10 protein-coding genes are annotated in these 10,340 nt (G+C 70.1%); 6 read left to right on the top strand and 4 right to left on the bottom strand.

Annotation, left to right across the window (positions count from 1 at the left end):
• Window positions 1–299 precede the first annotated feature (299 nt).
• Together ABZ406_RS29185 and ABZ406_RS29180 are read left to right on the top strand one after the other, a co-directional pair.
• Window positions 300–1,493 carry an endo-1,4-beta-xylanase gene (locus ABZ406_RS29185; RefSeq protein ID WP_357768463.1) on the top strand — a complete coding sequence of 398 codons (1,194 nt, stop codon included), beginning with the start codon at window positions 300–302 and terminating at the stop codon, window positions 1,491–1,493.
• Window positions 1,494–1,695: 202 nt separating this feature from the next.
• Window positions 1,696–2,037 (top strand): metalloregulator ArsR/SmtB family transcription factor, encoded by a 342-nt coding sequence (locus ABZ406_RS29180; protein ID WP_030333934.1) that lies wholly within the window; start codon window positions 1,696–1,698, stop codon window positions 2,035–2,037.
• A 21-nt stretch (window positions 2,038–2,058) separates the two neighbouring features.
• Here ABZ406_RS29180 and argS read toward each other — a convergent pair whose 3' ends face one another.
• Both argS and ABZ406_RS29170 read right to left on the bottom strand, forming a co-directional pair.
• Window positions 2,059–3,777 (bottom strand): arginine--tRNA ligase, encoded by a 1,719-nt coding sequence (gene argS / locus ABZ406_RS29175; RefSeq protein WP_357768468.1) that lies wholly within the window; start codon window positions 3,775–3,777, stop codon window positions 2,059–2,061.
• Between the two features lie 122 nt (window positions 3,778–3,899).
• The gene (locus ABZ406_RS29170; protein WP_357768461.1) at window positions 3,900–4,385 is read right to left on the bottom strand and encodes a hypothetical protein; all 486 of its coding nucleotides are present in this window, start codon (window positions 4,383–4,385) and stop codon (window positions 3,900–3,902) included.
• Here ABZ406_RS29170 and ABZ406_RS29165 point away from each other — a divergent pair.
• The gene (locus ABZ406_RS29165; protein ID WP_357768458.1) at window positions 4,348–4,911 is read left to right on the top strand and encodes a hypothetical protein; all 564 of its coding nucleotides are present in this window, start codon (window positions 4,348–4,350) and stop codon (window positions 4,909–4,911) included. The two genes, ABZ406_RS29170 and ABZ406_RS29165, sit on opposite strands and share 38 nt — an antisense overlap.
• A 181-nt stretch (window positions 4,912–5,092) precedes the next feature.
• Window positions 5,093–5,596, top strand: a complete 504-nt coding sequence (locus ABZ406_RS29160) for a nitroreductase family deazaflavin-dependent oxidoreductase (protein WP_357768455.1) — start codon at window positions 5,093–5,095, stop codon at window positions 5,594–5,596.
• 9 nt (window positions 5,597–5,605) lie between these two features.
• On the opposite strand, the gene ABZ406_RS29155 is transcribed toward ABZ406_RS29160, so the two are convergent.
• The gene (locus tag ABZ406_RS29155; RefSeq protein ID WP_357768465.1) at window positions 5,606–7,474 is read right to left on the bottom strand and encodes an ATP-binding cassette domain-containing protein; all 1,869 of its coding nucleotides are present in this window, start codon (window positions 7,472–7,474) and stop codon (window positions 5,606–5,608) included.
• Window positions 7,475–7,674: 200 nt separating this feature from the next.
• Complete coding sequence (locus ABZ406_RS29150; protein WP_357768452.1) at window positions 7,675–8,187, bottom strand: MarR family transcriptional regulator; 513 nt, start codon at window positions 8,185–8,187, stop codon at window positions 7,675–7,677.
• A gap of 74 nt (window positions 8,188–8,261) precedes the next feature.
• On the opposite strand from ABZ406_RS29150, the gene ABZ406_RS29145 reads away from it, so the two are divergent.
• Complete coding sequence (locus tag ABZ406_RS29145; protein WP_357768449.1) at window positions 8,262–9,311, top strand: LLM class flavin-dependent oxidoreductase; 1,050 nt, start codon at window positions 8,262–8,264, stop codon at window positions 9,309–9,311.
• Window positions 9,304–10,332 carry an LLM class flavin-dependent oxidoreductase gene (locus tag ABZ406_RS29140; RefSeq protein WP_357768444.1) on the top strand — a complete coding sequence of 343 codons (1,029 nt, stop codon included), beginning with the start codon at window positions 9,304–9,306 and terminating at the stop codon, window positions 10,330–10,332. Before ABZ406_RS29145 ends, ABZ406_RS29140 begins: the two co-directional genes overlap by 8 nt.
• Window positions 10,333–10,340 lie beyond the last annotated feature (8 nt).

Below are 10,340 nucleotides of genomic sequence, written 5' to 3'. Positions count from 1 at the left end.
GTCGTCGGCCACGTGGCCGACGACGCCTGCGGCGTGCGCCGCGACGAGAGAACGTCGCCGGTCGCCGAAAGTTTCGAACGCTCGCCGGTCGGGGCCGGGCAGGTCATGTGATGAATTTCCGGAAGTTTTCGGCGTTGACGCCCAGACATCGATCGGCTTAACGTTTCGAGCGGGTTTCCGGTTTCCGGCCGGAACTACCGGCATCACCCGACCCGACCCACGCCACCACCCGCCACCACCACCGGACCCTCACCTCCTAGATCGACGTTTGTCATCTGACCGTCTGGAAGGGAAGGCACATGAAGCTGAGACAGTGGTCGACCGCCGGCCTGGTCGCCGTCGCGACAGTCGCGACGCTGAACACGGTGCCGGCCACCGCGAGCCGGCCGTACGACCCGACGACGCAGAGCCTCGCCACCCTCGGCCTGCGCCACGGCCTGCACGTCGGCACCGCCGTCAACATGGATGCCCTCAACGACGCCAACGACCCGCAGTACCGCAGGCTGGCCTCCACCGAGTTCGCCTCGGTCACCGCCGAGAACGTGATGAAGTGGGAGAGCCTGGAGCCGACCCGCGGCAGCTACAACTGGGGGCCCGCCGACCAGTTCGTCGAGTTCGCCAAGCGCAACCGACAGAGCGTGCGCGGCCATGTGCTGGTCTGGCACAACCAGCTGCCCGCCTGGCTGACCAGCGGCGTCGCCGACGGCTCCATCAGCAAGCAGGAGTTGCGCGAGTTGCTGCGCCGGCACATCACCACCGTCGTCAACCGCTACAAGGGCAAGGTCTGGCAGTGGGACGTCGTCAACGAGGCGGTCAGCGACCCGTGGGACACCCCGTCGACACTGCACTACAAGGGCTTCTGGGCGCAGAACCTCGGGCCCGGCTACATCGCCGACGCGTTCCGCTGGGCGCGGGCGGCCGATCCCAGGGCCCTGCTGTTCTACAACGACTACAACATCGAGGCGTTCGGCTCGGGCAACCCGGCGGACGACAAGACCCAGTTCGTGTACGACATGACCAAGGGCCTGCGCGCCCAGGGCGTGCCGATCGACGGCGTCGGCTCGCAGGGCCACCTGGGCACCCAGTACGGCAACTTCGACACCCTCCAGGTGACCGCCGCGCTGAAGAGGTTCGCGGGGCTCGGCGTCGCGACCGCGTTCACCGAGGTCGACGTCCGCAGCCAGCTGACGGCGGGCGTGCAGGCGGGCAACTCGGAGGAGATCAACCCCCGTCTCCAGGCGTCGGCCGCCAACTTCAGCGTGCTGATGAAGGCGTGCCTCGCCGTGCGAAGCTGCCTGTCGTACACGGTCTGGGGTTTCAGTGACAACCATTCGTGGGTGCCGGGCTGGTTCGACGACCCGCCGGAGGGCCTGGCCACCATCTACGACGAGAACTACCAGCCCAAGCGGGCGTACCAGGAGTTGAAGTCCGACCTGATCTTCGCCGGGCCGCCGTACGTCCTGCCCCGCGTCGCACCCCGGCCGCACCGCTGACGCGTACCCCGGCGTGGTGGGCCGTGTGGAGCTTCCCGAAGCTCCACACGGCCCACCTGCCCGCCACGGACGTCGACTGTCGGCTCACGTTCGGCGGTTTCGCTCCGCCGTCCGGACGCCATCGGAGGACTGGTGCCGGTTCTGCAGGTTTATTGATGGTGTTGGTGTCACTATGGCAGGCGTGGGAACTGCGAAAACTGCCATGCCTGCGATCTCGCCGCTCACCGGCGATCCCATCAAGCGGGCCGATGCCGAACGGCTAGCGGGGGTGCTGAAGGCCTTCGCCGATCCGGCGCGACTCCGGTTGCTCAGCCTGATCCAGTCCGCGCCGGAAGGTGAGGCGTCAGTCAGTGACCTCACCTCGGCGCTCAATCTCTCCCAGCCGACGGTGAGTCATCACCTACGGATCCTCACCGAGGCCGGCCTGCTCGAACGCGACAAGCGCGGTGTCTGGGCGTACTACCGCCTGGTGCCCGCCGCGATCGCGCAGATCGCCGACCTGTTGACGCCGCCCCGGAAGCGGGCGACGAAGAGGGCCCGCTGACCGGCCCGGGAGGCCGGCCCGTCACATCCGCTCCACGGTCCGGATGCCGAGCAGGTCCAGCCCCTGCCGCAGGGTCCGGGCGGTCAGCTCGGCCAGCAGCAGCCGGCTGTCCCGCAGCGCGTCCGGGGCCCGCAACACCGGGCAGTGCTCGTAGAACGCGTTGAACGCTGTCGCGAGCCGGTGCAGGTAACCGGCGAGCTGGTGAAACTCGAGACTCCGCTCCAACTCGCCGACCACCGCGGCGAAGCCGAGCAGCTCGACCGCGAGCGCCCGCTCCGCCGGCTGCACCACCAGGATGGGCGCGTCCGGCCGCACGGCGGTCCCGGCCCGCCGCAGCACCGACCGGATCCGGGCGTACGCGTACTGGAGGTAGGGCGCGGTGTTCCCGTCCAGCGCCAGCATCCGCTCCCAGTCCAGGACGTAGTCCTTCGTCCGATCGACTGACAGGTCGGCGTACTTGATCGCGCCGATGCCCACCGCGCGACCGATCTCCTCGGCGGTCCCGGCGTCCAGTTCCGGGTTCCTGCTCCGGGCCAGGTCGGTGGCGCGGGCGACGGCCTCCTCCAACAGCCCGACGAGCTTCACCGACTCACCGGCCCGGCTGCGCAGCATCCGCCCGTCGGTGCCGAGGATGGACCCGAAGCCCAGATGCTCGGCCCGGGCCGGCGGATGGAGCCAACCGGCTGCCCGGGCAACGGCGAACACCATCGCGAAGTGCTGCCGCTGCGGTAGGCCAACGACGTACAGCAGCCGGGTCGCACCCAGCTCGCCGACGCGCTGCCGCAGGGCAGCCAGGTCGGTGGCCGGGTAGCCGTATCCACCGTCGCTCTTGCGCACGATCAGCGGCAACGGCTCGCCGCCGCGGCCCGTGAAGCCGGGCGGAAAGACACAGTCGGCCCCTGCGCTCGGCAGCAGCAGCCCCCGCCGGTCCAGGTCGTCGACGACGCCCGCGAGCAGCTCGTTGTAGGCGCTCTCGCCCCGGAAGTCGTCTGCGGACAACGTCACGTCGAGCAGGTCGTACACGGTCAGGAAGTACCGCTCGGACTGCGTCACCAGCAGCCGCCACAACCGCCGGGTCCGCTCGTCGCCGCCCTGCAACGCGACCACCCGCAGCCGGGACCGTTCCTGGAACGCCTCGTCGGCGTCGAACTTCACTCGGGCCGCCCGGTAGAAGGTGTCCAGATCCCCCATCGACAGGTTCTGCGCGGCTTCGGCCTCGCCAAGGTCGATGAGGTGCTCGATCAGCATGCCGAACGGCGTTCCCCAGTCACCCAGGTGGTTGACCCGCACCACCCGGTGCCCGAGCCAGTCGAGCAGCCGCACCGCAGCGTCGCCGATCACCGTCGACCGGAGGTGCCCGACGTGCATCTCCTTCGCCACGTTGGGGGCCGAATAGTCGACCACCACGGTCTGCGGCGTCGCCGTCGACGGCACACCGAGCCGGTCGTCGACGGCCAGCCCGCCGACCAGGTCCGCCAGGGCCCGGTCGCTGACCACCAGGTTGAGGAAACCCGGCCCGGAGACCTCCGCCGACACGCCGAGGTCGTCGAGTGCCGCGTGGGTCAGCACCGCTGCGGCGATGTCCCGGGGCGGGCGGCCGAGCCGCCGGGCCAGCCCCAGAGCCGCGTCGGACTGGAAGTCCGCACGCGGAGACCGCCGCACGAGCGGGTCCACCGGGCCGCCGGCCACCGCGGCGAACGCCGGTGCCAGCCGGTCGGACAACACCTTTTCAAGATCCATGAGTACGCCGTTCTCGCTCGGACTCACGCTGTCACGCGAGCCGTCAACGGGGAGAAAGCGGCGGGACCGAGGACGGCCAGCGCAACGACCGGCGGCTCGATCCGCCGGTCGCAGGGAACAGGTCAGCGCGGGCGGGCGACGGATCGCCGGCGTCGCCCCGCAGCAACCTGGACGTCACACGACGGTCCGGTGCAGGCGGCGATCACGCTGGTCATGCCGGGCAGCATAGCGGCGCGGCCGAGGCGGAGCACATCAATTACCGCTGTCCGGTCCATGTCCGAGGCGCTGCCTGGTCGTTTCGGTCGGTGCAGGGTAGAGAACTGGACCGTGGGACGACGGAAGGTGATCATGAGCCGACACACGCCACCGCCGACCGCCCGTACGCGACGCGCGCTCGCACTGCTGGGCGCCATCGCACTGACCGCTGCCTGCAGCACACCGGAGGGCCCGGTCGACTCGGCCCCGGCGACCTCGGCACCGCCGACCGCGTCGGCGCCGGCGTCGGCGTCGGCGTCGGCGTCGGCGTCGACGCTTCCGAGCGACTCACCGTCGCCGAGCGCGAGCACCCGGGTGACCATTCCGACCTCGGCCTTCGCCGAGTTGCCCATCGAGCTGAGGAAGTCTCCGCGACGGACGACACCCGTCGAGCAGGCCCTGCCGAAGCTGTGTGCCAACGAGTTCGGCACCGGCGGCCGGCAGGTCACCGCGAGCGCCGCGATGACTGTCACCTACCAGAAGGCCGGCGAGCCCTCGAGCAACGTGCCGCAGGGGATGATCCACCAGACCATCTTCACCTTCGACAGCTCTGGCGCGTCGGCCTACCTGGACCGCCTCCGCGCCGCCGTGCGGGCCTGTCCCGCGTACGACCAGTCGAGCATCCGCGTGACCGTCACGAGCAGGACTCTGTCCGACGTCGGGAACGAGGCGCTGCTGCTGACCCGGACCTGGCCCGAGACGAACCTGAACGGCGAGCGCACCGGCCGGACCGCGTCCAGCCAGATCGCCGTGGCCCGCGTCGACACCACGGTCACCGTCTTGAACGACGAGGGGTGGGAGGGCGCCAGCGGCAACCCGGCGATCCTGGATCGGGTGGTCCGGGACGGCGTGCGCACCATCGAGGCATGGCCGCGCTAGCGCAGCCGGTCGCCGACGTGGGGCTTCCACCGATCGGTCCGAGCCTCGGTCGGATCATGGACAACAGGCCGCCAGCCGCGCCCGCGCCGCAAGACTGGGAACCTCGGTCCACAGTGGGGGTTACCGGTCGGACACGACAGCCCCACCGGGCCACCAGCAGGTGTCGGTGGAGGAGGTCGTCATGTCGGATGGTCAGGGCACGAAGGCACCGTGGCTTCCGCCGCGGTGGTTCATTCGGCTGGCCTGGTCGGTGCACCGGGGCCTGTACCGGGTCACCGGCAGCCGGGTCGGGCTGTGGCGACCGCGCGAGCACCGCTGGGGCACTCTGCGGCTGACCACTGTCGGTCGCCGCACCGGTCAACAGCGAAGCGTCATCCTCGCCTACTTCGAGGATGGCCCGAACCTGGTCGGCGTGGCGATGAACGGCTGGGGCGAGGGTGCCCCCGCCTGGTGGCTCAACCTCCAGACCCACCCGGACGCGTCCGTCGACCTGGTCGACGGGCCGCGACTGGTGCGCGGCCGCGTCGCCACCGAGGCCGAGCGGTCGCGGCTGTGGCCACGCTGGCGCGAGGCCGACAAGAACTTCGACGCCCACGCGGCGCGGCGATCGTCAGAAACCGCAGTGGTGGTGCTGGAGCCCAGGCCGGCTGACGACCTTCCGGGAACGGGCAGGAGACGAGTCTGACTGGATGGTTCAGGTGTGCTGGTGGCCCTCGGCCAGGTTCGCGTCGTAACCGGCTGCCTGGAGGGCGAACAGGTCGGCGTACCGACCGCCGGTGGCGACGAGGTCGGCGTGTGTGCCGGCTTCGACGAGCCGTCCGTGGTGCAGAACGAAGATCCGGTCGGCGTGCCGGACGTTGGCGAGCCGGTGCGTGATGAGGATGGTGGTGGCACGTCCCCTGCGGTCCCGGATGGTCTGGAACAGGGCGTCCTCGGCCCGGGGGTCGAGCGCGGAGGACGGCTCATCCATGATCAGCAGTTCGGCGTCGCGCAGGAACCCACGAGCTGCGGTGATGCGCTGCCACTGCCCACCGGAAAGGTCCTGGCCGCGCGCGAAGGTCCGGTCGAGCAGCGTCTCGTACCCGTGCGGAAGTTCGTTGATCATGTCGTGGGCGACCGCGCGGCCGGCGGCGGTCTCGATGCGATCCTGCCGGGCCTCGCTGTCGACGTCGCCGATGGCGATGTTCGTGGCCGCCGTGAACGGCCACTTGTGGTATTCCTGCGTCACCACCGCGATCCGGGCCCGCAGCCCGTCGACGTCCCAGTCCGACAACGGGAGGCCGTTCCACTCGATGCTGCCCTCGGTGGGGGCGCGGAGGCTGGCGATCATCGCGGCGAGCGTCGTCTTGCCCGAGCCGTTCTCGCCGACGAACGCGACCGTCTGCCCGGCGGTGATCGTCAACGTGACGCCGTCGACGGCGAGGTCGTCCCGGTCGGGGTAGCGCAGACTCACCGCGTTGACTGTCAACTCGCGCAGCCGATCGGGGTCGGCCGCGGCCGTCGGCCCAGCCCGGTCCGGGAGGTAGGCGTCGGCGCGGGTCATGAAGCCCGTGTAGTCGCCGAAGTGCTGACCCTGGGTGTAGACGTGGTCGACCTGGAAGGTGGCGATGGCCAGGGACCGCTGTGCGGACTGCACAGCGATGACGCAGGTCGCCGCTGCGGCGAGCGGGATCTGCCCGTCCAGGAGCAGCAACCCCAGCAGGGCGTAGACGGTGCCGGTGGCGAGACCCCCGATGACCGCCCCGACTGTGGTGGTCGTGGTGACCCGCCGGGCGAGGGTGAGCTGGATGTCGGTCTCCACCCGCATCACCCGGTCGTACTGGTCGAGCAGGAACCCGCGCAGCCCGTACGAGCGCAACTCCGGTGCCGAGGCCCGTTCGGCCATCAGTTTGTGCAGCAACCACAGTCGACGACGGCGCACCGAGCCGGCGTTGTACGTCTGGTAGCGCAGGTGCCCGGCCCGCAACGACGCCCACGCGTTGGGCACCGTGGCGACAAGCAACGCCAGCAGCAGCAGCGGATGGATGACGATGACGGCAGCCGCCACGGCGAGCAGCCCAGCGAGGCCGGCGAGCAGATTCATCGACGCCTGCACCAGCGCGATCGTCGACTCGGTGCCGCGCGAGGCGCGTTCCATGTCATCGGCGAACGCATCGGCGTCGAACGCCTCCAACCGGACCGCTGTGGACACCTCGAACAGGCCCCGCTCCACCTCACGGCTCACCCGGGGCGTCAAACCGTTCTGCGCGTACCCGGTGGCGATGCCCATCCCCGCGCGGAGCGCGACGGTCGCCGCCAGCACGGCCAGCGCGGGAAGGGCCGCCCGCACCTTGTCCGCGGTCGGCCCACCGGCGAACAGTTCCACCAACACCCGCTGGGTGGCCAGCAGGCCGAAGGCGGCCATCACCCCCGCGCCGACCGTCGCTGCGGCCACCACACCGGTGCGGAGGCGATCCGCGCGCCAACTGATGCCGAGAGCCGTCCGGACGAGCCTGGGCAGCTCGGCGAAGACGGCGAACAGACCGGCCTCCGCCCTCGCCCGCACCCCCGTCTCCCACCACATCTCCCGCAGCTCCGGCAGCACCGACTCCGTACGCCCAGAGCCCTGACGACCAGGTCGAACGCGGTGGGCCTCGGCGGTGGCGGAATCGGTCATGGTCGTACCTCCCGGGGCGGCAGCCGTCGCGTCTCAGCCGGAGCAGGCGGATTGGCGGGTTCCCGAAAGATTGGACCACCCGGGGGTAGCCGTTAGCAATTGATCGATCACTCGCTGTCAGGAATGGCCTGGCTACTGCCCAGGACGTCGAGGTGCGCCCGCAGCGCCGCGGCGATCTCGCCCGCCGCGACAACCTGATCCGGGGTGAGAGCGTCGACGAAGAGTTCCCTGATGGTGCGCAGGTGCGGAAAGGTGGCTCCCTTGAACGCCTCGGCTCCGGCCGTCGTCAGCAGCACCTCCGCCCCACGGGGGACCGTCGCGCACTCCCGGCGGCGGAGCAGGCCGCGCCGCTCCATCCGCCCGAGGTGGTGGGAGAGCCGGCTCCGTTCCCACCCGATGTGCGCGGCGAGCTCGGACGACCGCATCGCCTGCCCCTCCGCCTCGGAGAGGGCGAGGAGAACTGCGTAATCCCCGGTGGAGAGCGACGAGTCGCTCTGCAGGCGGGATTCGAGCCGGGAGCTGAGCGCTGCCGTCGTCTCGATGAAGTCGCGCCAGATCCGCAGCTCGTCGGCCGTGGGGAGTTGGCGTCCGCCCCGTCGACCGGGTGTGGCCTCCGTCATCTCACCCTCCCCGGGAATTGACGTGTCAATCGCAAAGTTAGCATCATTGACACGTCAACTGCTAGGAGGAGACGATGGTAGCTGCGGACTTCGAGCTGGGGCTCAACTCGTTCGGGGAGGTGGCCACCGACGGCGACCGGGTGCTGAGCGACGCCGAGACCGTCCGGCTACTCGTGGACGAGGCCCGGCTCGCCGACTCGGCGGGAATCGACGTGTTCAGCGTCGGTGAGCACTACCGCGAGGGTCACAACGATTCGGCGACACCGGTGCTGTTGGCGGCGGTCGCGACGGCGACCGAGCGAATTCGCCTCGGCACCTCGGTCACCGTGCTCAGCACCAACGACCCGGTCCGGCTCTACCACGAGTTCTCGACCCTGGACGCCGTCTCCGACGGCCGTGCCCAGATCGTCCTCGGACGCGCGTCGGCGACCGAGTCGTTTCCGCTGTTCGGCTACGACCTGACGGACTACGAGCGGTTGTTCGAGGAGAAGCTCGACCTGTTCCTGCGACTCCAACAGGACGAACCGGTCACCTGGTCCGGCACGGTACGAAGCCCGCTGACCAGCCAACTCCTGCACCCCCGGATGCGGCCGGGTGGCATCCCGACCTGGATCGGTGTCGGCGGAAGCCCCAACTCGGTGATCCGCGCCGCCCGGCACGGCCTCCCGCTGATGCTCGCGATCATCGGTGGGCGTCCGCAGCGCTTCGCCGGCCACGTCGACCTGTACACCAGGGCGCTCGAACAATTCGGGCATACCCTCCAGCCAATCGGGCAGCACTCACTCGGCCTTGTCGCCGACACCGACGAGGAGGCGGTGGAGACGTGGTGGCGGTACTGGCAGCCGGTCGTGGCGGCCCTGGCCGCCGAACGTGGCTTCTACAAACCGGACCGCGCACGCTACGAGGCCGAAATCGACCACGGGGCGCTCTTCGTCGGATCACCCGAGACGGTGGCGCAGAAGATCGCCACTGTCGCCCGCGACCTGCGGCTGAGCCGCTTCGACCTGAAGTACGACATCATGCACCTGCCTCGCGAGGCACGCGCGCGCACCATCCACCTGCTGGGCAGTGAGGTCGCGCCGCGGGTCCGGGAGCTGTTGGCGAAGGAGCCCACCCATGTCTGATCTGCTGTTCGGCCTGGACACGTTCGGCGACGTACCACAGGACGACGCCGGCAAGCTCGTCTCCCACGCGGCGGCGATCCGGCAGGTCGTCGACGAGGCAGTGCTCGCCGACCAGCTCGGGGTCGACGTCATCGCCCTCGGCGAGCACCACCGGCCGGAGTACTCGGTCTCCACGCCGGAGACGGTGCTGGCCGGAATCGCCACCCGCACCTCGCGGATCCGGCTGGCCTCCGGCGTGACAGTGCTCAGTTCGGACGACCCGGTCCGGGTCTTCCAGCGCTTCGCGACTGTGGACGCGTTGTCGAACGGCCGCGCCGAGGTCATCCTCGGTCGCGGCTCGTTCACCGAGTCGTTCCCCCTCTTCGGCTACGACCTGCGCGACTACGACACGCTGTTCGAGGAGAAGATCGAACTGTTCGTGAAGTTGCTCGACGAGAAGCCGGTGACCTGGAGCGGCACCCTGCGCGCCCCGTTGGAGAACGCCGACGTGTTCCCGAAGACCGAGTCCGGTCACCTGGACACCTGGGTCGGGGTGGGTGGCTCGCCGCAGTCGGTGGTCCGCACCGCCCGGTACGGGCTGCCCCTCATGCTCGCGATCATCGGCGGCGCGCCGGAGCGCTTCGCGCCGTACATCGATCTCTACCGCCGGGCGGCCGACCAGCTCGGTACGACCGCGCACCCGGTCGGGATGCACTCGCCGGGCTTCATCGCCGACACCGACGAGCAGGCCAAGGAAATCTACTGGCCGCACTACCGCGTCATGCGGGACCGGATCGGCAAGTTGCGGGGCTGGCCACCGATCCGCCGTCAGGAGTTCGACTCCGAGGTGGAGAACGGCTCGCTCTACATCGGTTCACCGGAGACGGTGGCCCGCCGGATGGCCCGCGCGATCCGCAGCCTCGGCGTCGGCCGGTTCGACCTCATCTACTCGGCCGGCGCGCAACCGGCGAGCGCCCGCATGCGCGCCGTGGAGCTCTACGGCGCGAAGGTGATCCCCATGGTCCGCGACCTGCTGGCCTGATCAGCACC

Source organism: Micromonospora sp. NPDC005710 (genome assembly GCF_040630995.1).
Taxonomy (GTDB): Bacteria; Actinomycetota; Actinomycetes; order Mycobacteriales; family Micromonosporaceae; genus Micromonospora.
The sequence above is the reverse complement of the archived record's forward strand: the minus strand, read 5'-3'. Positions and strand labels throughout refer to the sequence as shown.

What these genes read in the sequence shown, in the direction of transcription:
- ABZ406_RS29145 (WP_357768449.1), top strand. Translation starts at nt 8,262, where the DNA reads ATGGTAGCTGCGGACTTCGAGCTGGGGCTCAACTCGTTCGGGGAGGTG.
- ABZ406_RS29185 (WP_357768463.1), top strand. Translation starts at nt 300, where the DNA reads ATGAAGCTGAGACAGTGGTCGACCGCCGGCCTGGTCGCCGTCGCGACA.
- ABZ406_RS29160 (WP_357768455.1), top strand. Translation starts at nt 5,093, where the DNA reads ATGTCGGATGGTCAGGGCACGAAGGCACCGTGGCTTCCGCCGCGGTGG.
- ABZ406_RS29150 (WP_357768452.1), bottom strand. Translation starts at nt 8,187, where the DNA reads ATGACGGAGGCCACACCCGGTCGACGGGGCGGACGCCAACTCCCCACG.
- ABZ406_RS29155 (WP_357768465.1), bottom strand. Translation starts at nt 7,474, where the DNA reads ATGTGGTGGGAGACGGGGGTGCGGGCGAGGGCGGAGGCCGGTCTGTTC.
- ABZ406_RS29140 (WP_357768444.1), top strand. Translation starts at nt 9,304, where the DNA reads ATGTCTGATCTGCTGTTCGGCCTGGACACGTTCGGCGACGTACCACAG.
- ABZ406_RS29170 (WP_357768461.1), bottom strand. Translation starts at nt 4,385, where the DNA reads ATGGGCAACTCGGCGAAGGCCGAGGTCGGAATGGTCACCCGGGTGCTC.
- ABZ406_RS29180 (WP_030333934.1), top strand. Translation starts at nt 1,696, where the DNA reads ATGCCTGCGATCTCGCCGCTCACCGGCGATCCCATCAAGCGGGCCGAT.
- argS (WP_357768468.1), bottom strand. Translation starts at nt 3,777, where the DNA reads ATGGATCTTGAAAAGGTGTTGTCCGACCGGCTGGCACCGGCGTTCGCC.